General features: G+C 73.9%; 25 protein-coding genes. 7 read left to right on the top strand and 18 right to left on the bottom strand.

Features of this window, described 5'->3' with window-relative positions; translation table 11 throughout:
• Positions 1 to 22: 22 nt before the first annotated feature.
• A complete protein-coding gene (locus K6U79_03450; GenBank protein ID MCL6521412.1) occupies positions 23 to 859 on the bottom strand; it encodes a VanW family protein in 837 nt (278 codons plus the stop codon).
• A 433-nt stretch (positions 860 to 1292) separates the two neighbouring features.
• On the opposite strand from K6U79_03450, the gene K6U79_03445 reads away from it, so the two are divergent.
• The 3 genes from K6U79_03445 (at position 1293) to K6U79_03435 (ending at position 3783) form a co-directional block, all read left to right on the top strand.
• Entirely contained in the window at positions 1293 to 2099 is an 807-nt protein-coding gene (locus K6U79_03445) for an SIMPL domain-containing protein (GenBank protein MCL6521411.1), read from the top strand.
• A gap of 298 nt (positions 2100 to 2397) precedes the next feature.
• Positions 2398 to 2793 (top strand): helix-turn-helix domain-containing protein, encoded by a 396-nt coding sequence (locus tag K6U79_03440; protein MCL6521410.1) that lies wholly within the window; start codon positions 2398 to 2400, stop codon positions 2791 to 2793.
• A 15-nt stretch (positions 2794 to 2808) separates the two neighbouring features.
• The gene (locus K6U79_03435) at positions 2809 to 3783 is read left to right on the top strand and encodes a DMT family transporter (GenBank protein MCL6521409.1); all 975 of its coding nucleotides are present in this window, start codon (positions 2809 to 2811) and stop codon (positions 3781 to 3783) included.
• Between the two features lie 150 nt (positions 3784 to 3933).
• On the opposite strand, the gene K6U79_03430 is transcribed toward K6U79_03435, so the two are convergent.
• On the bottom strand, positions 3934 to 5058 hold the full coding sequence (locus K6U79_03430; GenBank protein ID MCL6521408.1) for a citrate synthase: 1125 nt from the start codon (positions 5056 to 5058) through the stop codon (positions 3934 to 3936).
• 354 nt (positions 5059 to 5412) lie between these two features.
• On the opposite strand from K6U79_03430, the gene K6U79_03425 reads away from it, so the two are divergent.
• Entirely contained in the window at positions 5413 to 5961 is a 549-nt protein-coding gene (locus tag K6U79_03425) for a DoxX family protein (protein ID MCL6521407.1), read from the top strand.
• A gap of 92 nt (positions 5962 to 6053) precedes the next feature.
• The gene (locus tag K6U79_03420) at positions 6054 to 8183 is read left to right on the top strand and encodes an RNB domain-containing ribonuclease (protein ID MCL6521406.1); all 2130 of its coding nucleotides are present in this window, start codon (positions 6054 to 6056) and stop codon (positions 8181 to 8183) included.
• Here the strand turns inward: K6U79_03420 and pstA are convergent.
• From pstA to pstB, 3 genes are all read right to left on the bottom strand, one after another.
• Positions 8165 to 8977 carry a phosphate ABC transporter permease PstA gene (pstA, locus tag K6U79_03415; GenBank protein MCL6521405.1) on the bottom strand — a complete coding sequence of 271 codons (813 nt, stop codon included), beginning with the start codon at positions 8975 to 8977 and terminating at the stop codon, positions 8165 to 8167. The two genes, K6U79_03420 and pstA, sit on opposite strands and share 19 nt — an antisense overlap.
• Before the next feature lie 101 nt (positions 8978 to 9078).
• Positions 9079 to 9999, bottom strand: coding sequence for a phosphate ABC transporter permease subunit PstC (gene pstC, locus K6U79_03410; protein ID MCL6521404.1), 921 nt, complete (start codon positions 9997 to 9999; stop codon positions 9079 to 9081).
• Positions 10000 to 10029: 30 nt separating this feature from the next.
• The gene (pstB, locus tag K6U79_03405) at positions 10030 to 10863 is read right to left on the bottom strand and encodes a phosphate ABC transporter ATP-binding protein PstB (GenBank protein ID MCL6521403.1); all 834 of its coding nucleotides are present in this window, start codon (positions 10861 to 10863) and stop codon (positions 10030 to 10032) included.
• A 305-nt stretch (positions 10864 to 11168) separates the two neighbouring features.
• Between pstB and K6U79_03400 the strand changes: the two genes are divergently transcribed.
• Complete coding sequence (locus K6U79_03400; protein ID MCL6521402.1) at positions 11169 to 11666, top strand: response regulator; 498 nt, start codon at positions 11169 to 11171, stop codon at positions 11664 to 11666.
• 17 nt (positions 11667 to 11683) lie between these two features.
• Here the strand turns inward: K6U79_03400 and K6U79_03395 are convergent, their stop codons facing one another.
• Positions 11684 to 12175: a YbaK/EbsC family protein gene (locus K6U79_03395; protein ID MCL6521401.1), complete on the bottom strand. Its 492-nt coding sequence runs from the start codon at positions 12173 to 12175 to the stop codon at positions 11684 to 11686.
• Positions 12176 to 12313: 138 nt separating this feature from the next.
• On the opposite strand from K6U79_03395, the gene K6U79_03390 reads away from it, so the two are divergent.
• Entirely contained in the window at positions 12314 to 13591 is a 1278-nt protein-coding gene (locus K6U79_03390) for an MFS transporter (protein MCL6521400.1), read from the top strand.
• Positions 13592 to 13606: 15 nt separating this feature from the next.
• On the opposite strand, the gene K6U79_03385 is transcribed toward K6U79_03390, so the two are convergent.
• The 12 genes from K6U79_03385 to K6U79_03330 all read right to left on the bottom strand — a co-directional run.
• On the bottom strand, positions 13607 to 14173 hold the full coding sequence (locus tag K6U79_03385) for a Uma2 family endonuclease (protein MCL6521399.1): 567 nt from the start codon (positions 14171 to 14173) through the stop codon (positions 13607 to 13609).
• Positions 14174 to 14252: 79 nt separating this feature from the next.
• Positions 14253 to 15974 (bottom strand): arginine--tRNA ligase, encoded by a 1722-nt coding sequence (gene argS / locus K6U79_03380; GenBank protein ID MCL6521398.1) that lies wholly within the window; start codon positions 15972 to 15974, stop codon positions 14253 to 14255.
• A 49-nt stretch (positions 15975 to 16023) separates the two neighbouring features.
• Complete coding sequence (gene speB / locus K6U79_03375) at positions 16024 to 16869, bottom strand: agmatinase (GenBank protein ID MCL6521397.1); 846 nt, start codon at positions 16867 to 16869, stop codon at positions 16024 to 16026.
• Positions 16870 to 16880: 11 nt separating this feature from the next.
• Positions 16881 to 17744: a polyamine aminopropyltransferase gene (gene speE, locus K6U79_03370; GenBank protein MCL6521396.1), complete on the bottom strand. Its 864-nt coding sequence runs from the start codon at positions 17742 to 17744 to the stop codon at positions 16881 to 16883.
• 118 nt (positions 17745 to 17862) lie between these two features.
• Positions 17863 to 18693: a site-specific integrase gene (locus K6U79_03365; GenBank protein MCL6521395.1), complete on the bottom strand. Its 831-nt coding sequence runs from the start codon at positions 18691 to 18693 to the stop codon at positions 17863 to 17865.
• Between the two features lie 425 nt (positions 18694 to 19118).
• A complete protein-coding gene (locus tag K6U79_03360) occupies positions 19119 to 19337 on the bottom strand; it encodes a helix-turn-helix domain-containing protein (GenBank protein ID MCL6521394.1) in 219 nt (72 codons plus the stop codon).
• 11 nt (positions 19338 to 19348) lie between these two features.
• Complete coding sequence (locus K6U79_03355) at positions 19349 to 20326, bottom strand: ssDNA-binding domain-containing protein (GenBank protein ID MCL6521393.1); 978 nt, start codon at positions 20324 to 20326, stop codon at positions 19349 to 19351.
• A 69-nt stretch (positions 20327 to 20395) separates the two neighbouring features.
• Positions 20396 to 20947 (bottom strand): topoisomerase C-terminal repeat-containing protein, encoded by a 552-nt coding sequence (locus K6U79_03350; protein MCL6521392.1) that lies wholly within the window; start codon positions 20945 to 20947, stop codon positions 20396 to 20398.
• 260 nt (positions 20948 to 21207) lie between these two features.
• Entirely contained in the window at positions 21208 to 21789 is a 582-nt protein-coding gene (locus K6U79_03345) for a hypothetical protein (GenBank protein MCL6521391.1), read from the bottom strand.
• The gene (locus tag K6U79_03340) at positions 21770 to 22132 is read right to left on the bottom strand and encodes a hypothetical protein (GenBank protein ID MCL6521390.1); all 363 of its coding nucleotides are present in this window, start codon (positions 22130 to 22132) and stop codon (positions 21770 to 21772) included. Before K6U79_03340 ends, K6U79_03345 begins: the two co-directional genes overlap by 20 nt.
• 44 nt (positions 22133 to 22176) lie before the next feature.
• Positions 22177 to 23358 carry a hypothetical protein gene (locus tag K6U79_03335; GenBank protein ID MCL6521389.1) on the bottom strand — a complete coding sequence of 394 codons (1182 nt, stop codon included), beginning with the start codon at positions 23356 to 23358 and terminating at the stop codon, positions 22177 to 22179.
• Positions 23355 to 23667: metal-dependent hydrolase (locus K6U79_03330; protein ID MCL6521388.1), on the bottom strand; the 313-nt coding region annotated here is incomplete at its 5' end. The genes K6U79_03335 and K6U79_03330, both read right to left, overlap by 4 nt.

The following is a 23667-nucleotide window of genomic DNA, read 5'->3' as shown; positions in this document are numbered from 1 at the left end:
TCTATGCGGGCGAAGGGTTGGCCTACGCCCCCGGTCGCCCCCCGCCGGCCCGGCCGCCCTCGGGGCCGCCCCGCCCGCCCGGAGCGGTCGGCGGAAGCCGGAGGATGCGCGGGCTGGGCAGGTAGGTGTGGACGCCCATGTCGATGCGCTGCCAGCCGCCGGGGAGGCTGCGCACGATCCAGCTGTGGACCGTCAGGCCCGGCTGCCCGGGGGCCAGCAGGCGGCCGCCCCCGGGGAGCGGCTCGCCCTTCCCCTCTCCGGGCCCGGCCGGCAGGCGCTCCAGCGGCGCCGGCCGCCAGTCGGAGATGCGATGCTCCCAGCGGATCTCGGGCGGCTGCTCGCGGCCCCAGACGGTCACCCGCAGCCAGCGTCCGGGCAGCGTGTCGGCGGCGACGACCAGAGGATAGGAGCGGTCGTTCCGGAAGCGGAAGTCGAGGCCGGCCTCCTCGGCGACGGTGGCATCCTGTCCCGGCGGCAGATAGGGCACCAGCAGACCGTGCAGGTGGCGCTCCACCACCGGCAGGCCGGCCAGCACCACGGCGTTGAAGAGCGTGCTGGCCACCTGGCATACCCCTCCGCCCACGCTGGGCACGATGCGGTCGCCGAGGAACATGCGCCCCTCGCCGTAGCCGTGGGCGCGGTCGTACGGGCCGAGCCGCCCGTTGAAGGAGAAGACGGCGCCCGGCTCCACCACCTGCCCGTCGAGGCGCCGCGCCGTCAGCTCGATGTTGCCGGCCTGGGAGGCGCTGGCGTGGGCGTAGCTGGTGCGGTAGGTGCCCATGGCGACGCTCAGGCGGTAGCGGCGGAGGAGCTCCCGGAGGCGCCGGTCGTCGAGCCCCGCCGGCCGGCCGCCGGCCACTCCGGTCTGCCGGAGCTCCGCCTCGTCGCCGGGCCGGCCGGGGGCGGAGTCGCTCCCGGCCGAAGGACCGGCCGCGACGGCAGGGCGCGGCGCCTCCGGCCCGGCCTGGGCGCCCGCGCAGGGCCCGGCCGGGGTCGCGGCCCGCGCGCGGGGCTGCCCGCCCGGCCGGCCCGGCACGGTCCGGCCGGCCGGAAGGCAGGCGGCGAGGAGAAGGGCCGTCAGTAGCAGGCCGGCCGCGTACGCCCGCGGCACGCGTCGCTCCATGCATCTCACCCCGAAGAGCTTTTGGAGCGCCCGCGCCGGCCAAGCTGGCAGTTGCACCGCCGCCCGCCAGCGGGCAGCAGGCCAGTGGCGGGCTGGCGCAGCGGGAGGAAGCTGGCGCCGCCGGAACTTCCTTCCTCGCGACACGTCTCAGAGGGCGGGAGGTGTTCCCATGACGTCGCAAGGCTCCTCCGTCCCGCCGCCGCGCAGCCCCCGCGCCGCGCTCCCGGTGCTGGCGGCGGCGCTGCTGGCGCTCCTCGGCCTGCTCGCCCTCCTGGTCCTGCCGGGCCTGCCCGTCCCGCTCCGCCGCCCGCCGCAGGCGGCCGCCCTGGCCGCGCCGGCCGGCTCGGCGGACGGGACGGCCACCCTCACCGTGGGCGGCAGCGGAAGCGTCCAGGCGACGCCCGACTGGGCGCGGCTCCAGCTGGGCGTCCGCGTACGCGCCGCCAGCGCCCAGGCCGCCTCGCAGGCGGCCGGCGCCGCGATGGAAAAGGTGCTCCAGGCGCTCCGCCAGGCCGGCGTCGACAGCCGGCAGATCCAGACCTCCGACTACTCGCTCGCCCCCGTCTACGGCTCGGAGGGAACGGCCGCCGCCCCGTCGGCCTACGAGGCGGTCCACATGCTCTCCGTCGGCGTGCCGGCCGACCGCGCCGGCGCCGTCCTCGACGCCGCCGCCCAGGCCGGGGCCAACCAGTCGGGCGGGGTCGTCTTCGATCTGCGCGACCGCAGCGCGCTGGAGCGCCAGGCGGTCCAGCTGGCCATCGACGACGCGCGCGAGCGCGCCCAGGCGGCGGCGGCCCACGCCGGTCTGCGCCTCCTGGGTCTGCGCTCGCTCCAGGTGGGCGACGCCGGCTCGCCCATCCCCTTCGCCGTCCGTTCCCTGCCGGCGGCCGAGGCGGCCGTGCCGCTCCAGCCGGGCCAGCTGACCGTCACCGCCACCGTCCAGGCGGTCTTCGACGCGGCCCCCGCGGGCGGCTAGGCGGGCGACGAGCGCCGGCCACGCCGGCGCCCCCCGCACGGCTCCCGCCGGTCGCCGCGGTTTTGTCGTATGCTGGGCACGCCGGAACCGCCGGCCGCGCCGCGGGACGCGGCCGGCGGGCGGCCCGTCCTGGACGCCGGAAGGCGCAGGACGTGACAAAACGGCTATAGGTGAGCGGCCGTCCCGCGCCAAAGGTGGCGTGGGAGGCGAGGCCGCCAGGATGCCGGCGGGAGGGCGCGGAGGGCGCGAGACGCCAGACCCGCGAGTGCCGGGGGCCGGCGCCGCCGGGCGTCCGGCGGTGCGCAGCCTGGGCGAGAGGCTCAGGCGCCTCCGCCTCGAGCGTCATCTCAGCCTCTACGACGTCGAGCGGCTGACCGGCAGGCACTTCTCCACCATCGGCCGCTACGAGCGGGGCGAGCGGCAGCCGGACCTGGAGACGCTGCGCGAGCTGGCCACCACCTACGGCGTCAGCATGGCCGAGATCCTGGGCGACACCGCCTCGCTGGTCTCCTACCTGCCGCGCGACCTGCGCGAGACGGCCACGCTCCTCCTGGACCGGCCCGACTTGCGCCGCTTGATCCAGCTGGCGGCTTCCTTCGAGCCGCCGGTGGTGGAGCAGCTCTGCTCTCTGCTGGCGCTCCTCGGCCCGGGCGGCCCGTCTCCGGGACGGGAGGAGGCTCGCCGGCCGTCCTGACGAGGGGTCTTGCCGTTGCCGGGCTTTCTCTGGGCCATCCTCTCCGCCCTCGCCTTCAGCACCGAGGGTCTGCTCGCCCGCGCCGCCGCCGCGGGCGGCGGGGCCGTCCCGCCCGTGCTGCTCCTTCGCTACGCGGTCGCCGTGCTGGCACTCCGCGCCGCCGAGCGGCTGGGCGCCGGGGGCCGGGAGGAGGCCGCACCCGCTCCGCGAAGCCTCCGGCTCGAGCTGGTGCTCTCCGGCGTCGTCGGCTACGCTGGCACCACCCTTCTCCTCTTCGCCAGCTTCGCCCGGCTGCCCACCTCGCTCGCCATCCTGCTCCTCTACACCTATCCGGTCTGGGTCTCCCTGGGCGCGCACTGGCTGGGGGAGGAGCGGCTGACGCGCCGGCGGGTGGCCGCGCTGGCGGTGGCGCTGGCGGGCACCTTCCTGGTGGCGGGCGCCTCCTGGGCCGGCGGACGGGAGTGGTCGGCAGGCGTCCTCCTGGCGCTGGCCGCGGCGCTCTCCAACACCGTGCAGATGCTCCTGGTCCACCGGGTGATCGCCGCCGGCACGCCGCCCGAGCGGGCCGCCCGCCTCTCCGTCTCCTGGGGGCTCCTCGCCCTCCTGGCCGTGGCCGCCTGGACCGGCGCCGCTCTGCCCGGCTCGGGGAGCATGGCCTGGAGCTGGCTCCGGGGAGGTCCCGGCGGCTGGAGCGCCGGCGCCTGGTGGGCCTCCCTCGCCCTCGGCCTCGTCCCCACCTTCGTCGCCATCCTGGCCCTGGCGCGCAGCCTGGAGCGCATCGGGCCGGCCCGGACGGCCATCCTGGCCACCAGCGAGCCCGTCTTCGCCCTGCTCTGGGGCGTCCTCCTCCTGGGTGAGCGCCTCGCCCCGAGCCAGCTGCTGGGCGCGCTGGTCCTGCTGGCGGGCCTCGTCTGGCTGGTCCACGGCGAGCCCGAAGCGTCCGAAGCCGGGGACCGGGCGCCACGGCGGGCCGGCTCCGCCGCCCGCTAGCCGCGCGCGGAGGGGCCGGAGCCGGCCGCCGGGCCCTTCCCCCGCCGACGAGAAGGCCCCGCCCACCGGCAGCCGGGCCGGCGGGCGGGGCCTTCCGCCGCGGCCTGGCGCCCCGCCCCCGCGCCTGCCGGAGGCGGGGCGCCCGCACGCTCAGCGCTCGTCGATGGGCACGTACGTCTCGCGGGTCGGTCCCACGTACTCGGCGCGCGGCCGGATCAGCCGGTTGTTGGCGTACTGCTCCAGCGCGTGCGCCGTCCAGCCGGAGATGCGGCTGACGGCGAAGATGGGCGTGAAGAGGTCGACCGGGATGCCCATGGAGTAGTAGGTGGTCGCCGAGTAGAAGTCGACGTTGGGGTAGAGCCCCTTCTCCTGGAGCATGATCTCCTCGATGCGCTGCTGCATCAGGAAGTACTTGCCGTTCCCGGTCCGCTCGCAGAGCTCGCGGGAGAACTCGCGCAGGTGCGTCGCCCGCGGGTCCTCGGTGCGGTAGACGCGGTGGCCGAAGCCCATGATCTTCTTCTTGTTGTCCAGCGCCTCGTGGATCCAGGCGTCCACCCGCTCCGGCTCGCCGATCTCCAGCAGCATCTTCATCACGGCCGTGTTGGCGCCGCCGTGCGAGGGGCCCTTGAGCGTGCCGACGGCCGACGTGATCGCCGAGTAGAGGTCGGAGAGCGTGCTGACCGTCTCGCGCGCGGCGAAGGTGGAGGCGTTCAGCTCGTGGTCGGCGTGCAGCACCAGGCAGACGTCGAACATGCGGCCGACGCGCTCCTCGGGCTGGCGGCCGTTGAGCATGTAGAGGAAGTTCCGGGCCAGGCCCAGCTCCGGCCGCGGCTCCACCGGCTCCAGGCCCTGGCGCAGCCGGGCGTAGGCGGCCACGATGGCCGGGATGAGCGCCGTCATCCGCGCCGCCTTGGCCAGGTTGGCCTCGCGCGAGTTGTCGTCGGCCCGCTCGTCGCTGTCCGAGAGCATGCTGACGGCCGTGCGCAGGATGGACATGGGGTTGGCCTGCTTCGGCGCCCGGCGCAGGTACTCCAGCACGTCCGCGGGCAGCCGGTGGCCGCCCAGCTCGGACTCCAGCCGCTCCAGCTGCGCCCGCGTGGGCAGCGCGCCGTACCAGAGCAGGTAGACGACCTCCTCGAAGGACGCATGCTCGGCCAGGTCGTGGATGTCGTAGCCCCGGTAGAGCAGGCGTCCCTCCAGGCCGTCGATGAAACAGATCTCGGACATCCCGGCGACGACGTCTTCCAGACCCGCCTTCGGCGTCTCGTTGGGCATCTCCATCCCCCCATCGCACGCGGCTGCGCCGGCGGGCCCGCCCAACCGAAGACGTCCCCGGGGCCCGGGCGCCCGGAATCCTATTCGCCATCCCGCCTGACTGCGCCTGCCGGCGGCGGCCGTCGTGTAAGTTGGTGAACCTAGATTCATTGTAAGGTCCAGGACCGAGGCGCCAATGGGCGAGAAGGGCAGAAACACCAGGAGATCGGGCAGAAGTTACTCTCGCGGGCGGATGAACGGCCGCCCGCGCCCGCCGCTACGCTCGGGCCGATGCGGGGAGGCGGAGGCGGGCCGGGACGGCGAGCCCGGCCCGGAGGAGAACCCCGGACGCTCCCCGGGAAGGAGGCGTCGAAGGTGGGCGTCATGCGACTCTTCCGCGACCGGGCCTACAGCTGGATCTGGCTCCTGCTGCGCGTCTACGTCGGCTGGCAGTGGCTGGTCGCGGGCTGGGAGAAGCTGCACGAGGACGTCTGGGTGGGCGCCAAGGCCGGGACGGCCATCACGGGCTTCTGGACGAAGGGCGCGGGCCTGCTGGTGGGTCCCGACGGCAAGCCGGTCCCCGGTTCCGCGCACTGGTGGTACCGCGACTTCCTGCACTTCCTGATCAACATCCACGCCGGTCCGGCCTTCTCCTACTTCATCGTGGGGGCGGAGCTGCTCGTCGGGCTGGGGCTGATCTTCGGCTTCCTCACCCCCATCGCCGCCGCAGGCGGGGCGCTGATGAACCTCAACTTCATGCTGGCCGGCTCCTCCAGTTCCAACGGCTGGCTCTACACGCTGGCCCTGCTCATCCTGGTGGCCGGGACCAACGCGGGCTACCTGGGCGTCGACCGCTGGCTCTGGCCGCGCCTCTTCGGGCGCCGGGAAGAGGCGGAGGCCGCCCGGGGAGAGGCCGCCGGCTGAGCCTCGGCGGGCCGGCAGGCGGCTCGGGCGCGGGGCGGGCCCGTCGGGCCCGCCTCCGTGCGTCCCGGGTAGGCAGCGGATAGACTGGACTCATGCAGATGGTGGTCTGGGAGCGCCGCCGCCGGCTCCAGGTGGCGGCGCGGCTGAACGGCGGGCCGCGGGGCCGCTGGCTCCTGCTGGCGCCCGACGGCGAGCGGGTGGAGCTGGCGCCCGAGCGCGCCTGGCTGGTCGGGGAGGCGCCGGGGGTCGGCGAGCCTTCCTCGCGGCTGGAGGTGGCCGCCGCCCTGGAGGCGCTGGCCGCGCGCTGGCCCGTCGACCTGGAGCTCCTCTGGTCGGCCGCCCTGGACGAGGCGGCCGGCGTCGCCGGCGAGGGCCGCGCCGCCGCCCCGCCCGGCTTCCGCCTGGAGGAGCTCGCCCGCCTCTACCTGGGCGAGGAAGCGGCCCCCGAGGCGCTCCTCGCCCTGGCCGTCCAGCTGTCGCGCGAGAACACCTTCTTCGAGGCGGCCGAGGGCCGCCTTCTGCCGCGCAGCGCGGAACGGGTCGAGGCGGCCCGGCGCGAGGCCTCCGCCCTGGAGGCACGCGGCCGGCGGCTGGCGGCGCTGGCCGCCTGGGTGGAGCGGCTCCGCCCCTCCCTGGCCCGCCGCCTGGAGGGGGAGCCGCCGCCTCCGGCGCCGCCGGACCCCGCCGCCCCCGCCTGGATCCACGAGGAGCTCCTGCCCCCCGAGGCGCGCGACGAGGCGCGCGCCCTGGCGCTCTGGGCGCTCCACGGCGAGGCGCGACCGCCCTCGGCGGAGCTGGCGCAGGCCTCCGGCCTGGAGGGCGCCGACGAGGCGCTGGAGCTGCTGGAGGCGGCCGGCGTGCTCGACCAGGACGTCAACGAGACCTTCGAGCGCCACGAGCTGCCCCGCGGGCGCTCGGCGGCCGCGCTGGAGGAGGCGCGCCGGCTGCTGGAGAGGCGCCCCGGCAGCGGCCTCCCCCGCGCCCTCGCCGAGGCGGTCGGGGCGCCGGTCCTGGCGGTGGACTCGGCCGAGACGCGCGAGGTGGACGACGCCATCTCCTTCTGGGCAGAGGGCGACCGCCTCTGCCTGGGCGTCCACATCGCCGCGCCGGCGCTGGCCGTGCCCGCGGGCGGGCCGCTGGAGCGGGAGGCGATGCGGCGGGGCGAGACCTTCTACTTCCCCGAGGGCGTCCTGCCCATGTTCCCGGCCGAGCTGGTGGAGGGCTGGCTCTCGCTCAGCGAACGGGAGGCGAGGCCCGCCCTCTCCGTCTACCTCCGCTTCGACGCCGCCAGCGGCGAGTTGCTGGAGGAGGAGCTGGAGCTGGCGCTCCTCTGTCTGAGCGCGCGCCTCACCTACGACGAAGTGGACCGGACGCTGGCCGGGGGCGGGGAGGCGGGGGCCGGTCCGGAGGCGCGTTTCGCCGCGCCTCTCGAGCGGCTGCGCGCCTTCACCGAGCGCCTGGAGGAGGGGCGCGTCGCCGCCGGCGCCCATCGCTTCGAGCACAGCGAGGTGGAGGTGCGCGTGGAAGGCGGCAGCATCCGGGTGGAGCCGCTCTACGACACGCCCGCGCGCCGCCTGGTGGCCGAGGCCATGATCTGGGGGAACCACGGTTTCGCCCGCTTCCTGGCGCGCTCCCGCGTCCCCGCGCCCTTCCGCACCTCGCGCCGCGGCGAGGGCGCCCGGGTGAGCGTGGAGCCGGGGCCGCACGAGGTGCTGGCGCTCAACCCCTACATCCAGGCCACCTCGCCGCTGCGCCGCTTCGGCGACCTGGTGGCCCAGCGCCAGCTGCTGGCGCTGCTCCGTGAGGGGCGGCCCTTCTACGACGAGCTGGCCATGGGCGAGCTGATCGGCTACATCGAGCGCGGCATGAGCGAGGTCCGGCGCGCCCTGCAGACCCGCCAGCGCTACTGGCTCCTGCGCTACCTGGAGCTCCACCGCGACCAGGTCTTCGAGGGCCAGGCCGGCGAGACGGGCGCCTGCACCCTTCCCGCCCTGGGCGGCCTGGAGGGGCGGCTGACGGCACCCGCGCGCGGCCGCCTCCGCGTCCAGGTGGCCCAGGTCCGCCCGCGGCGGCAGAGCCTCCGCCTCCGTCCGCTGGGCCAGGCGGCCGAGGAGGCCGGCGAGGGGCCGCAGGACGGCTCGCCGGCGGCCGGCCCGGAGGGGGAGGGCGCACCGTCGGCCGGCCCGGAGACGGGCGGCTTCGCTCAGCGCCCGGCGTTGTAGCGCGACATGCGGCGGGCGAGGGCGCGCGCCCCCAGGTTGAGCGCCAGCACCAGCAGGATGAGGACCAGGGCGGCGCCCCAGGCCAGCTGCTGCTGCGCCGGCCAGGGCGAGATGGAGTACTGGAAGATCTGGAGCGTCATGGTCGCCATGGGCCGCAGCACGTTCCAGACCAGCACGTTGGAGCCGAAGGCGGTGAAGAGGAGCGGCGCCGTCTCCCCGGCCACCCGGGCCACCGCCAGGAGCACGCCCGTCACGATGCCCGGCAGCGCCTGTCGCATCTCCACCGCCAGCACCGCGTACCAGTAGGGGGCGCCCAGCGCCAGCGCCCCGTCGCGCATCTCCACCGGCACCAGCCGCAGCATGTCGGCCGTCGTCCGCGTCACCGTCGGCACCATCAGCACGGCCAGCGCCACCGCCCCCGACAGGGCGGAGAAGGAGCGCATCGGGACGACGATCACCGTGTAGGCGAAGATGCCCACGGTGATGGAGGGGACGCCGGTCAGGACGTCGCTCAGGAAGCTGAGCCAGGCCGCGAAGCGCCCGCGGCCGAACTCGGCCAGGTAGACGCCCGCCAACAGCCCCACCGGGACGCCCATCAGCGCCGCCAGGAGGACGATCACCGTCGTCCCCACCAGCGCCTGCAGGACGCCTCCGCCCGCCTCCCCCACCGGCGCCGGCAGGCGCGTGAAGAAGGCCCAGTCGAGCACCGGCAGGCCGTGCCAGAGCGTGTAGCCCAGGATGTGGAGGAGAGGCACCAGCGCCAGGGCGAAGGCGAGGACGGTCAGCCCCACCATCAGCCGGTCCTTCCGCCTCCGCCAGCGCGTGTCGACGGGAGGAAGCTCCACCGGATAGCCGCCCGGCCCGCCGACCGCCTCCGCCAGCTCCGTCGCCCGGCTCACCCCCGCGCACCCCCCAGGCGCCGGTCCATCTGCCAGACGAGAAGCCGCGCCCCGGCGTTGAGCACGAAGCCCAGCACGAAGAGCGTCAGCCCGATGGCGATCAGGGCGGAGACGTGCAGGGTGGTCGTCGCCTCGGTGAACTCGTTGGCGATGATGCTGGCCATGGAGTAGGCGGGCGAGAAGAGCGAGAGCGAGAGCGTCGGCTGGTTGCCGATCAGCATGGTGACCGCCATCGTCTCGCCCACCGCGCGCCCCAGCGCCAACACCACGGCGCCCACCAGCCCCGTCCGCGCATAAGGAAGCAGCGCCCCGGTGATGGCCTCCCAGCGCGTCGCCCCCAGCGCCAGCGCCGCGTCCCGCTGCTCCACCGGCACCGCCGCCAGCACGTCGCGCGCCACGGCCGTCACCGTGGGCAGGACCATGACGGAGAGGATCAGCCCGGCCGAGAGCATGCCGATGCCGAAGGGCGGCCCCTGGAAGAAGGGCAGCCAGCCCAGCGCGGCCGACAGCGCCGGCTCGATGACCTGGCGCATGAGCGGAGCCAGCACGAAGATGCCCCAGTAGCCGTAGACCACGCTGGGGATGGCGGCCAGCAGCTCCACCGCCACCGAGGCGGTGCCCGCCAGCCAGTGCGGCGCCACCTGCGAGAGAAAGATGGCCACCGCCAGGCCGAAGGGGACGGCGATGAGGAGGCCGATGAAGGAGCTGACCAGCGTGCCCCAGATGGAGGGCAGGGCGTGGAAGACGGAGTGGACCGGATCCCAGGTGGTGCCGGCGAAGAAGCCCACTCCCGCCCGGGAGAGGATGGGCAGCGAGCCTTCCACCATCTGCACCAGCATCAGCGCGACCACGAGGAAGATCAGCAGGCCGCCCAGCGTGGTCAAGGCCCGGAAGAGAAGGTCGCCCCTCTGCTTCACGCTTCTGCCTCCCGGCGGCGCCCGCGCCGGTCAGCCGAACCGGCCGGTGATGTACTCCTCCGTCCGCTTCTCCCTCGGCCGGGTGAAGATCTCGCTGGTCGGACCCGCCTCGACCAGCTGGCCGTCGAGGAAGAAGGCGGTCTGGTCGGAGATGCGCGCCGCCTGCTGCATGTTGTGGGTGACGATGATAATGGTGTACTCGCTCTTCAGGTAGGTGATCAGGTCCTCGATGCGGCTGGTGGAGGTGGGGTCGAGGGCGCTGGCCGGCTCGTCCATCAGCAGCACCTCGGGGTGGACGGCCAGCGCCCGGGCGATGCAGAGGCGCTGCTGCTGCCCGCCCGAGAGGGTGAAGGCCGAGTCGCGCAGGCGGTCCCGCACCTCCTCCCAGAGGTTGGCCGCGCGCAGGCTCCACTCCACCACCTCGTCCAGCTCGGCCTTCCTCTTGAGGCCGTGGAGCCTCGGCCCGAAGGCCACGTTCTCGTAGATCGAACGCGGGAAGGGGTTGGGTCGCTGGAAGACCATGCCCACCCGCCGCCGGAGCGCCACGGGGTCGACGCCGGGCGCGTAGACGTCCTCGTCGTCCAGGAGGACGCGGCCCTCCAGTCGGAAGCCCGGGATGGTGTCGTTCATCCGGTTGAGCGTGCGCAGAAAGGTGGACTTGCCGCAACCCGAGGGACCGATCAGCGCCGTCACGCGATGCGCGGGCGCCTCCAGGCTGACGTTCTTCAGCGCCTGCTTGGCGCCGTAGTAGGTGTTCAGATCCCGGACCACGATCTTGGGCTGCGTGGCCGCCGCCGCCTCGCGGGCGCCTCCGCTCGAGGCCGCGACGCCCGCGCGCGGACCGGGACGCTCCTCGGTGACCACCGGCGCCTCCGCTTGCACGGTACCGCCCCCACCTTCAGCTTCCCCGGCTCCGCCTCCAACCTACCAGAAGCGGCGGCGCCCCGGCCGGACGAAGTGTTAAGGCTCCGTTAAGGCCGGCCCGACGGCAGGGCGGGGACCGGCCGTCGCCGGCACCGCTCGACCCGGCGCGACGCCGGTCGTCGCCGCGGCCTCCGGTTCAACGGTATCGGTGGCAGGAATCGGCTTGCGGCCCGTGAATCGATGCAGCGTGCGGAAGCGCCCCACGGGGAGCCGGGCGGGGCCCCGGCCCCGGGCCGGCAGGGGGGATGGCCTTGATCTTAGCGGGCAGGCAGGTGCGGCCGGGCGCGGGGCCGCGGGCGGCGTGGGCAGCGCGGTCGCGGGCGGAGCGGCCCGGAGAGCGCGGGCGCGTGCTGGCCGTCGACGACAAGCCCTACATCCGGCAGCTGCTGGCGACGGACCTGGGACTCCAGGGCTACACGGTCCTGGAGGCCGCGGACGGCTTCGCCGCGCTGGCCATCGCCGAGCGGGAGCCGCTGGACTTGGTCCTGCTGGACCTGATCCTGCCCGGCCTCGACGGCTACGAGGTGCTCCGCCGCCTCCGCGCCAGCCCGGCCACCGCCGGCCTGCCCGTCCTCATCCTCTCGGCCAGGGTGCCGCCCGAGGGCGAAGCCTCCCTGGCGGGGGCGCAGGGCTACCTGGTCAAGCCCTTCGATCTGGACGAGCTGGAGCGGCAGGTGGCCCGCTGGGTGGCTTACTCGCGGCGGGAGGGACCGGACGGGCTCCCGCCCGGGCTCCCGGACTGAGGAGCGCGCGGGCCGCGCTACTCCGCGATCTCGGCCGGCCGGCCCCCCGTCAGGCGGAGGAGGTCGGCCGCCGTCGTCGCGAAGACGGCGCGCGGCGTCCCGGCGGCCGCCCAGAGGGTGGCCTCGCCGCCGTCGAGGAGACTCCGGTCGACCACCGTGGGAAGGGGGCGGAGGTGGCCTGCGGGCGGCACGCCGCCCACGGGGAAGCCGGTCACCGCCTTGACCGTCGAGGCGTCCGCGCGCCGCACGCTTCCAGGTTCCCGCCCGAGGAGGCCGGCGAGCGCCCGCGCCAGCCTCGCCTCGTCGACGCGGTGGGCCCCGGAGACCAGCACCAGCACCGGCTCGCCGTCGACCAGCCAGAGGAGGCTCTTGACGATGCGGTCGACGGTCGTCCCGACGGCCTCCGCCGCCTCGCGGGCGGTGGCGGTGGACTGCGGCATCTCGCGAACCTCGGGGGTCAGGCCGGCCGCCTGGAGCGCCGCCAGGACCCGCTGCACGTTGGGGTGCATGGTCGCTTCCTCCCGCTGTGAGGGCGTCGCGCGCGCCCGGTGCCGCCCGCCGCGGTCGGGGGGCGCGCGACGCATGTTCCCGCAGGTTACGGCGACGAGACGACCGAATCCTGCGCCGCCCGGAGGGAGGCCGGGAGGGTGAGACGGCCGGGAGGGCTCTGGCGGCAGGCGGATTTCCTGCTCTTCTGGGCGGGACAGACGGTCTCGCTCTTCGGGTCGCAGGTCACCCTGCTGGCCGTGCCGCTGATCGCATCCCTCCGGCTGCACGCGACGCCGGAGCAGATGGGGCTCCTCAACGCGGTCCAGTGGCTGCCGTGGCTCCTCTTCGCGCTGCCGGCCGGCGCCTGGCTCGACCGGAGCCGGCGGCGCCCGGCGATGGTCGCCGCCGACGCCGGCCGCGCCCTGGTCCTGGCGCTGATCCCCGCGGGGGCGCTGGCGGGACGGTTGAGCGTGGAGTGGCTGGCCGGGGTGGGCTTCCTGGCCGGAACGCTGACCGTCCTCTTCGAGGTGGGCTACCAGGCGTACGTCCCCGCCCTGGTTGAACGGCCCCACCTGGTCGAGGCGAACAGCAAGCTTGAGGTGAGCCGCTCGCTGGCGCGGGTGGCAGGTCCCTCGCTGGCCGGCGCCCTCGTCCACCTGTGGGGCGCGGCCTTGGCGGTCCTGGCCGACGCGGCCTCTTTCGCCCTCTCCGCGCTGGCGCTCGCCGGGATCCGCCGCCCCGAACCGGCCCCGGAGCGCGGCTCCGAGGAGCCGCCGCTCGGCGCGCAGGTCGCCGAGGGGCTGCGGCTTGTCGCCCGGGAGCCGCGGCTGCGAGCGCTGGCCGCCACGACGGGAACCGGCAACTTCTTCGGAAGCATGGCCGAGGCGCTGATCATCCTCTACCTGACGCGCGAGCTCCACTTCGACGCGGTCGCCGTCGGGCTCATCTTCTCGGAGCAGAGCGCAGGGGCGCTCCTGGGCGCCCTGGCGGCGGCGCCGCTGGGACGGCGCCTCGGGCTCGGCCGGACGCTCGTCCTCTCCGCCGCGGCCATCGGCTTCGGGCAGCTGGGCCTTCCCCTGGCCGCCGGGCCGAGAGCGGCCCGGGTGGCGATGGTCGTCGCGGGCGGCCTGCTCACCGCCTGCGCCATCCCCGTCTACAACGTCCACGCGCTCAGCCTCCGCCAGGCGATCACGCCGGACGCGCTCCTGGGGCGGATGAACGCCACCCTGCGCTTCATCGTCTGGGGTCTGATGCCGCTGGGGTCGCTCCTGGGCGGCCTGCTGGGGAGGCTCCTCGGGCTGCGAGCGACGCTCCTTCTCGCGGCGGCGGGGGCCGGCGCGTCCGCACTCTGGCTGGTCTTCTCGCCGCTGCGCGGCTTCCGGGAAGCGCGGCCCGCCCCCGCGGACCGGCAGGGCGAGACGGGCGCCGGCGCCTGAGACGAGTCCCGCGCCTCAGGCGAGCCCCGCGCCTCCGTCGAAGAGCTCCTCCACCGGGAACCGCGCGTCGCCGAGGAGCGGCGAGGTCAAGGCCTGCCCCGGGCGGACGGTCGTCTCTTCGACGTATCTCCCCTCCGGGCCGCGGCGGAAGATGCGCACGCTTCGACCGTCGGGATCGACGATCCAGGTCTCCGGCACGCCGTAATGGGCGTAGAGGCGGAGCTTCAGCCCGAGATCGCACTCCCGGGTGGCCTCGGAGAGCACCTCCACGACCAGGTCCGGCGGTCCTTGGACGTTCTCCTCGGTCACGACGCCCCTATGCTCCTCCCGGACGAAGAGGACGTCCGGCTGGAAGACGGTCTCCTCGGAGAGCACCACGTCGAAGGGAGCCGGGTAGACCCGGCCGAGGCCTGCCCGCCCCAGGCCGTCCAACCACGCGACCAGCCGGGCCACCACGCGCTGGTGGCGCTCCCTGGGCGGGGAACTCGCCCAGAGCACCCCCTCGGCGAGCTCGTAGCGCCTTCCGTCCTCCGGCAACTGGCGGAGGTGGTCGTAGCGCAACTTCGGCTCCACGACGGGCATCGCCACGCCTCCTGGCACCAGGATCCCCGGCCTCCGACGGGAGCGCGACGGACCGCCCCGGCGGCGCGGTCGCCCCGGCTCACATCCGCTCCGGCGCGCTCACCCCCAGGAGCCCCAACCCCCGCGCCAGGACGATACGCGTCGCCTCCACCAGACCCAGGCGCGCGCGCGTCAGCTCCGGCTCCGCCGGGTCGAGGACGCGGCAGCGCGTGTAGAACGCGTGGAAGAGCGTCGCCAGCTCGCGCACGTAGGTCGCGATCCGGTGCGGCGCCCTCTCCTCCGCGGCCAGCCGGATCTCCTCCGGGAACTCGCCCAGCTTCCGCATCAGCTCCAGCTCCGCCGGCTCCGTCAGCCGCTCCGCGGGCACCTCGCCCGGCCCGGGCGGCGTCATCCCCTCCGCCCGTCCCTGGCGGAGGATGCTGGCGATGCGCGCGTGCGCGTACTGGACGTAGTAGACCGGGTTGGCCTCGCCCTGGAGCTTGGCCAGGTCCAGGTCGAAGTCCATGTGGCTGTTGATCGTCCGCATCAGGAAGAAGAAGCGCGCGGCGTCGGTGCCCACCTCGTCCAGCAGCTCCTCCATGGTGACGTACTCGCCCTGCCGCTTCGACATGCGCACGACCTCGCCGCCGCGCACCAGGCGGACGATCTGGTTGATCAGCACCTCGAAGCGTTCCGTCTCGTAGCCCAGCGCCGCCAGCGCCGCCCGCATCCGCGCCACGTAGCCGTGGTGGTCCTGCCCCCAGATGTCGATGAGCCGGTCGAAGCCGCGCCGGAACTTGTCGACGTGGTAGGCGACGTCGGGCACGAAGTACGTAAGCTCGCCGTTGGAGCGGCGGAGGACGCGCGGCTTCTCGTCGCCCCAGCGGTCGGAGAGGAACCAGAGCGCCCCCTCCCGCTCCTCCACGGCGCCGCGCCGCCGGAGCTCCTCCACCACCCACTCGGGCCCGCCGTCGAGGCCGCGGGCGCGGATCTCCGACTCGCGCGACCAGCGGTCGAAGCGGACGCCATAGCGCTCCAGCACCCGGCGCTGCTCCCCGACGATCCTCTCCACGGCGAAGCGGCCCATGGCCTCGCGCAGGGCGGGATCCTCCCGGCGGAGCAGGTCGAGGCGGAGCTCGGGGTCGGCGGGCGCCTCCCACTGCTGGAGCCAGAGGCGGGCCAGGTCGCGAACGTATTCGCCGGGGTAGACACCCTCGGGCAGCTCCACCGCCTCGCCCAGCTCCTGGCGGGCGCGCAGCTCCATGGCCAGGCCCAGCTTCTCGAACTGCCCGCCGGCGTCGTTGACGTAGAACTCCCGGTAGGCGCCGTAGCCGGCGGCCGCCATCACCGCCGCCAGCGCGTCGCCGAAGGCGGCGGCGCGCGCGTTGACCACGTTGAGCGGGCCGGTGGGGTTGGCCGAGACGAACTCGATGTTGACCCGGATCCCGTTGGCGGGCGCCTGTCCGTACCGCTCGCCGGCGCGGAGCACCTCCTCCACCACCGGCCGGATCCAGCCCGGTTCCAGGTGGAAGTTGAGGAAGCCCGGCCCGGCCACCTCCACCTCGCGCACCGGCGCCGCCCCCGCGCCCGCGGGGAGGTGGCGGAGGAGCGCCTCGCCGATGGCGCGGGGGGGCTTCCTTGCGGTCCGCGCCAGCAGCATGGCCAGGTTGGAGGTGAAGTCGCCGTGGCCCGGCTCGCTGGGCCGCTCCACGGCGAAGGGCGGCAACCCGCCCTCCGGCAGCTCGCCCTCCGCCACCGCCGCCCGCCAGGCGGCCTCCAGCCGGCCGCGCAGCTCCTCTACCGTCCGCTCGATCACGCCCATCGCCCGCATCCCCTCCGGTTCCGCGCCGTCCCCGTCCAGAAAGTGCGCCTCAGCCCCACAGCAGCGCCGCCTCCCGCACCAGCTTCGCCCCCAGGATGGCCGTCCGCTCGGAGAGGTCGCGCGGCGGCGAGATCTCCATCACGTCGAAGGCGATGACGCGCAGCGGCGCCATGGCGTAGAGCGCCTCCAGCAGCTCGCGCGCGCTCACCCCGCCCGGCTCGGGCGTCCCCGTCCCCGGGGCGAAGGCGGGGTCGACCACGTCGATGTCCACCGTCAGAAAGACCGGTGCCCCTTCCAGCCTTCCCGAGCCGACCAGGCGGCGGACCGGCTCCAGCACCTGAACCGGCACCAGCTCCGTCCGCTCCCGCGCGAAGGCCATTTCCTCCGGCACCGCCGAGCGGACGCCGAACTGGTGGACCCGTCCCGGCGGCAGCGCCTCGGCCATGCGCCGCAACACGGTGGCGTGGGAGAGCGCCTCGCCCTCGTACCGGTCGCGCAGGTCGGCGTGGGCGTCCAGCTGGATCACGTGCAGGTCGGGGTGGCGCGCCAGGAGCGCGCGGAAGGTGCCCAGGCTGGCCAGATGCTCGCCGCCCACGCCGAGGGGCAGCTTCCCCTCGTCCAGCAGCTCGCCCACGGCCTCCTCGATGCGGCCGAGTGAGAGCGCCACGTTCCCCGGCACCACGGCCACGTCGCCCGCGTCGGCCAGCGGGTGCTCCTCCAGGCTCCGGTCCAGCTCCAGGCTGTACTCCTCCAGCACGTCGGAGACCTCGCGCACCCGCGCCGGCGCCTCGCGCGTGCCGCCGCGGAAGCTGGTGGTGGCGTCCAGCGGCAGGCCCACCAGCACCGCGCGCGCACGCTCCCGCTCCACCGCGCCCAGGAAGCCCCCCCGCCGCACGAACCGCCCGCTCACCGCGCCCCCCGCGCCTCCCCCGGCAGCAGCTCGCGCACGAAGGGCGGCAGCGCGAAGGCGGCGCGGTGCACCTCGGGCGAGTAGAAGCGGAGCGGCATCCCCTCCACCCGCTCGAAGTGCAGCTCCGCTCCCGTCGGGTCGGGCCCCTTCGAGCCCATGGAGAAGCTCCAGAGGCCGCCCGGATAGGTGGGGACGGCGCTCAGGTAGAGGTAGCTCCGCCCGAAGGCCTCGCGCAGGTCGCGCTGGACGCCGCTCAGCAGCTCGCGGTTGAAGTAGGGCGACTCGGTCTGGGCGGCGTAGAGCCCTTCCTCGCCCAGCGCCGCCGCGGCGTTCCGGAAGAAGTCGGCGCTGAAGAGGCCCGCCGCCGGCCCCACCGGGTCGGTGGAGTCGCAGAGGATGACGTCGTACCGGTCGCCCTTCTCGGCCGCGGCGCGCACGTACTCGATGCCGTCGTCGATGTGCAGCCGGAGGCGCGGGTCGTCGAAGGCGGCGGCGATGGAGGGCAGGAAGCGGCGCGACACCTCGATCACCCGCTCGTCGATCTCCACCATGTGGATCTCCTCCACCTCGCGGTGGCGCGCCACCTCGCGCAGCGTGCCGCCGTCGCCGCCGCCGATGATGAGCACGCGGCGCGGCGCCGGGTGCGTGCAGAGCGCCACGTGGCTGATCATCTCGTGGTAGCCGAACTCGTCCCTCTCGCTGGTCATGATCACGTCGTCCAGGACCAGGAGGCGCCCCACCTCCGCCGTCTCGTAGACGGCGATCTCCTGGTAGCCGCTCCGCTCCCGGTGCAGGAGCGAGCGGACGCGCAGCGAGAGGCGCATGTCGCGCGTCTGTTCCTCGGTGAACCAGGCGTTCAAAGTACCCACCCCCGGAAGCCCTTGTCCTGAGCCAGGTTGCGGTTGCTTGCCCCCATGATTGGGGACCGGATTGGGGACAGCGCCGCCTGCCGTCTCGGTCTCCTGCCCTGGATGTGCCCTAAACATGGAGCCATTTGTCGGCTGTCTCCGCAGCTCCCACCGTCTCCTCGGGCAATACGTGGGCGTACACGGAGAGGGTGACAGCGATGCTCGAATGCCCGAGCAGCCGGCTCACGACGTGGACCGGAGTCCCCGCGCGGAGCTGGAGCGTAGCCCAGGTGTGCCGCAGGTCGTGAATCCGGGGAGCAGGCTCCCGCAACCCGACCGAGCGAATCCAGCGCTTGTACCAGAGCTCCACCATCCTTTCCGCGATCGGGGAGCCATCCTCGTGCGTCATGACGTAGTCCGTCTGCCTCCAGGCCGGGCCCCAAGCGAGTCGCTGCTCCAACTGCCAGTGCCGCTGCCGCCGCAGAGCCTGGAGGGCCTGGTCTGCCAGGGGGATCGTCCGCATCGCAGCCGCCGTCTTCGGTGGGTGGGGCGTGTGACCGTCGCGGAGTCCCTGGCGCACGCTCAGCTCCCGCGGCCCCACGTCCGACCAGCGCAGGCCGAGAATCTCGGAGAGACGCATCCCCGTGGCGAGGGCCAAGAGGATGATGCGGGCGTACTTTCTCCCTGCTCCCGTCTCTTCCGCCGTCCGAGCGGCTTGGGCAAGCTGCTTGGCCTCGCCTTCATCCAAGGCCCGCATCTCCGGCCCGACCCATTTGGGGCGCTTCACCCGCGCCGCCGGGTTGGCCGGCAGCAAGCCCCATCGTACCGCATCGGAAAGCGCCCGCTTAAGGATGGTCAATCGCGTGGCCGCCGTGCGGGGCGAAAGCCCGGCCGCGAGCAGCTCGCCCAGGGCGCGTTCCACCTGGAGGGCCGTCAGGGCTTGCAGGCGGATGTCGGCCAAGCTGGTTCTCCGCCACGACCGGAGAGCGAATCCGTAGGCGATGTGACTTGAGGGTGCGAGTTGGTGTCTGACAGTTTCGATCCACTGCTCGAGGTACCTTCCCACAGTGATTCTCGACGGCTCTACCGCTTGCCCGAGGTCGGCCTGGCGCAGGAGCTCCGTCAGCTTCCGCTGCGCGTCCTCCTCGGTCCCTCGGACCGTGACCCGTAGGCGCTTTCGCCGGCCGGTGGTAGGCTCGGTCCCGAGGGTGACCTCCACCCGCCAGGAGCTTTGCCCACGCCGCTCGATGTGGCCCCGTGGAGCGGCGCCCTTTTTTGCCTGTTGTGCCTTTGCCAAGGTTCTGGTCACCTCGCTCGAAAGGCGAGGTGGCCCCTCCGGCCCAGGAAGTACGCCGGGGAGCCGCCATGACCTTCGCGGGCGGCCTTTCAGCCGGTGGTGATTGCAGCCCTCTGCTCCCGCTCCTCCATCCACGCGAAGAGCGCGTCGCGGCGGATGAGAATCCGCCGGCCCAGGCGCACGTGGGGGATGTCGCCCCGCTTGAGCGCCTGGCGCAGGGTGGTCTGGCCGACCCTCAGGAGCCGGGCCACCTCGGCGACGGTGAGCACCAGCGGCTCTCCGTCCTCGTCGAGAATGCGGTCGTCCATGCTGACGCCTCCTATCGTTCCAGGGCGAGCGCTTCCTCGCGCTCGCCCCGTGGGTTTCCAAGCCCGGCGTGGGTTCTCTCCACCTGCTCCCAGCGGTGCTCAAGCTCCTCGAGTCGATCGATCATGCGTCGGGCGGTCGCCTGGATCCGCTCGCCTGACTCGCGCACGAGCTTCGGATCTTGGGCCCACCCGAGCACGTAGCCGAAGGAGTAGCGGGACGTGTCGAGGCCCCTTGCCGCCGAGACCACGTAGGCCACGCTCTCGGCCTCCGTCTCGGCGCGCGCCCGGTTCTGCTCGTAGGGGTACCCTGCGGGGTGGAGCCAGGCGTGGGCGAGTTCGTGGGCCAGCGTCTTCGCCCGCTGATCCGGCGGATCGGAGGCGAGAAGGAGGATCTCTCGCTCCTGCGGGCGCCAGACGCCATGGGCACCGCCCAGTTCGGAGGTCTCCGCCACGCGGATCCCCTCCGCCGCGGCCATGCGGAGAAGCGCGCGGTAGAGGCGCTCCGCCGCCTTGGAGTGGCCCCGGAGCGTCTGGACGGGTGGCTCCGGGAGGGGCTTCCCTTCGGTCTGGCTCACGTCGAAGACGTAGACGGGCCGGAATCGGATGACCCGTTCGTCCCTTGAGCTCAGGTCCGGGTGGCCACCCTCCTCTTCGCGGCTCTCTTCGTCCGAAACGGTTGCTGCCCGAAGTGCGGGCAGCGATTCCTCGTTGGCTCGACTCCGGACGACCACCGGAGCGAGGATGACGATGCCGTGTTCGCCGCGCCTGACGTGGCGCCCGAGCTCCTGCCAGGCTCGGTAGCCGGCCACCAGGGTGGCGTCAGGCCGCTGGGTGAGGATGAGCAGGGTGTTGGCGAAGCTGTAACGGTGGAAGCGGGCCTGGACCTTGAGGTAGCGCTGCCATTCCCCGGCGGTCTGGAGGCGGGCGATGCCTTCCTCCAGTCGCCTGTGGAGCGCCTGGACCCGTTCCCGCACGGTCTCGGGGTTCAACGCTCTGCACCTCCGGAAAGGGAGAGAGGGGTCCGGGCCCAGCCCGACCCCCTGGGGCGGTCCGAGTGTTCACGAGACGGCCTGGGCGGTGTCGTCGAAGACGAACTCGACGCGGTGGTCCTCCCCGAGGCGGAGCCGAGCCCGGAAGTGCCGGCCGCTGCGACCCTTGAGCCGGACCGGCCCCACCGTCTCCCCACGGAGGAGCGAGGTCGCCTCCACCCGCGTCACCTGATGGCCGGCGATCTCCTTCCAGAGGGCGAAGGAGCAGCCGGTCTCCCGCCAGGCCGAGCAGGAGTAGGAGCGGTCGTACTCGATGACGTCCGCGCCGCAGGACGGGCACCTTCCCACCGGCTCGGCGGGCGGCCGCTCGGGGAAGTCGAAGACGACCTTGCCCTCGTCGTTCACCTTGAGGGCGGCCTTGAACGGCTTCCCGGCCTTGGAGCGGAAACCGCTCAATACCGCCGTCTTCCCCTTCTTGCAGAGCTCGGCTGCCTCGGCGTCGCTGAGCGGTCGATGCCCGATCTCGCGCCAGAGCACCCACTCGCATTCCGGACACTGCCAGCCGTCTTCCATCTCCTCGAGCGCCTCCGCCCCGCAGAGGGGGCAGGGTCCTACCGACATGGGCTGCACCTCCAAGTGGGAGGGGCGGCCGCATGGGCCGCCCCTCCCGGGTTCTAGATGTCTGACCAGTTCCTTATGCTCCGGGGGCCGCCTAGCGGTTCTGATAGCCGAGGGCTGGGCGCGCACCGCGGTCCCGCCGGGCACAGGGGCCAGGGCGGAACGAGCGCGGAGCGGGAAGCCCGGCGGGGGCAGGCTCGGCCGGAGCCTCTGGACATGGGAAAAGGGCCGCGGATACGGCCCCGCTCCACGGCTCTCAGCGTTCAGCGGTCGCGCCCGGGGTCGGCCTCGCGGTCCTGGCGTTCTCCGCGGTCGCGGAAGTGACGGCGGATGGCCGCGAGGACGCGCCGGGCCTCCTCGGGGGTGCAGGACGTGTGCCGGAGGCGGTCGACGAGGACGTCCTCTCTCACGAGCCCCGCTCGCACCACGGCCTCGCAGAAGGCGAGATCTTTCGGCCGTCCTGCCAAGTACTTCGAGATCAGGAGGTCATGGGGCTCCAGGCAGTACCCGGTAACGCCCATGGTGTTCGCGTTCTGGACGGGGATCAGGCGCTCGCGCCACCCGTCCGGAAGACGGGCTGTCTTCTCTCCGACGCCTTGCGCGTAGATCCCGAACGTCTCATGGAAGAGCGAGCCCTCCCCGATCGTGCCGTCGATCAGGTCGGCTTTGCGCCCCTCCAGGTCGTCGAACGGCAGGACGTCGACCTCCACCGAGAAGGTGGCTTCGGGAGGCAGGCCGGTTGGGTACTTGCCCAGGATGGACTGGCTGCCCAGGATGACGAGCCGGGTCTCGCCGAGGATCGCTCCCACAGCCCGGATGACGTGCTCAAGTTGGTCGCGCCGCATCGGCTCGCCTCCGCTCGTGACTCCATGCCCGGTAGGCCTCCCATCGCTCTCTTGGGCTCAGCACGCCCGCGAAAGGCGTGCACTGCCGGAGCGCACGGTCCTCCTCGCTAGGCGAGGAGAGCGCCTGGAGCAGCTCCTCGACGGGCCCGTCTAGGAGCTCTTCCCAACGAGCCGCGTACGGTTCCACGCTGGGCCCGTGCAGCCGGCGCATCTCGGCGAGATTCCTGCGGGCCTTGGCGAGCACGGCTTCGGGCGCGTCGCGGAGCTTCTGGGCGACGAGCCTGTGGTAGTAGAGCGACCACTCCTCGGCCCGTCGATGGCCGTCAGTCCGGTCCGGGCCCATCCTTCCCCTCCCTCCCAGGTTCACGCTGAGCGTACCATGCGCCCTCACCTCCGCCACGGCGGCTTCCAGCGGTGCCTCCTTTCGGGTTCCGGCGGCCAAAGGTCGCCGAGGATCTCGCGCACGGCGCCCCGAAGGGCTTCCTCCTCGTCGCGATAGGCGGGCGGTGTCTCCCACCGGCCATCGCGGAGGCGAGGCTCCGGGCGCGGGAAGTGCACCGCGCGGACGGATGCCGGCGGGAAGCCGGGGTCACCGTCTGACATCGCGAGCCACCAGTCGCGGGGATTCACCCGCGAACCCGTGAGGACCACCGTATTGGGAAGCGCCCGGTGGCGCCTCGTACGCCACCGCCAGGCGAGCCACCAGGCGAAGCGGGCGGGCTCGCCCGAGCCCACGAGGACCGTCAGGTCGGCGTGGCGACTGGCGAGCCGCCAGAGCTCGTCCACGCCGACGTCGACCGTGCCCAGGTCGGCCACCACATAGGGCCGGTCGCGGGCGCGGAGGACCTCCATCACCCTCTCCCACGCCTCGGGGGGCCGGGCATAGGGAAGGGGCTTCCCCGCCTCCTCACCCTCGGCCACGCTCACGAGCGCGCCGGGTATCACCGCCAACCGGGGAACCCACTCGGCCGGCCCGGTCGCGGCCAAGGCCGCCGAGGGCACCTGGCTCGCCTCCACCAGGTAGACGCCCCAGCGCCGGGCGAGCGCGCCGGCGATGGCCGCGGCCACCGTGGTGGTTCCCGCTCCCGGGGCGATGCCGCCGACGGCGATGAGCTGGCTGCGCGCCCCCAGGGGAACGAGGCGGTCGACCACCTCGACGCGCGTGGCCGTGGCCGCCTGGGCGCCGGGATCCCGGCTCGGGTCGACCCAGCGGATCGCCTGGGCGAGGGTGGCCGGAGGCCTGTCCACCACGGTCGCGAGCTCCTCCGGGTCGGTGACGATGTCGTAGACGCCCAGTGCCACGATGCTCGCGAGAAGCCTATCGCCAGGCGAGCGACCCGGGGCGAGGACGATCACGCGGCTCTGTGGCCGGGCCAGCCGATAGGTGACGAGGGGACCGATGCCCGGGAGCCCGTCCGCGTCGACGATCAGGGTGTCGGAGGGCACCCGGGCGGCCGTCTCCACGGCCGGCCCGCCCTGGCCGCGCTCGACCACCTGGAGATGGCCGTCTGCGCCAACCAGGGGCGCCACGGCGGTCGCGGTGGCGCGGGTGACGACCGCCTCGATCACGGGCGCACCACCTCCCGAAGACGCCAAAGGGCGTCTGGGCCCAGGACGGTCCAGCCGCTGGCGAGGGCCAGACAGGACAGGAGCGCCTCGAGCGCGTTCTCCGGGAGGCTTCCGTCGGGCAGAGCGGGGAGGCGCTCCGGCCGGATCCGCTTCCTCGACCAGGGCCAGAGGAGCATCCGGGGCGTCGGGTTGGCCAGGTCGAGCACGAGGTGGGAGACGTAGCCCGCGAGGGCCGCGAGGGCGAGCCAGGCGGCCCAAGGAACGCCTTGGTCCAAGGCGAGGCCTCCGGCCAAGGAGAGCACCCCGGCG

The organism is Bacillota bacterium (assembly GCA_023511835.1).
Taxonomy (GTDB): Bacteria; Bacillota; Sulfobacillia; order JAIMAT01; family JAIMAT01; genus JAIMAT01.
Note: the sequence above shows the minus strand (reverse complement) of the source record. Positions and strands in the feature narration are given on the sequence as shown.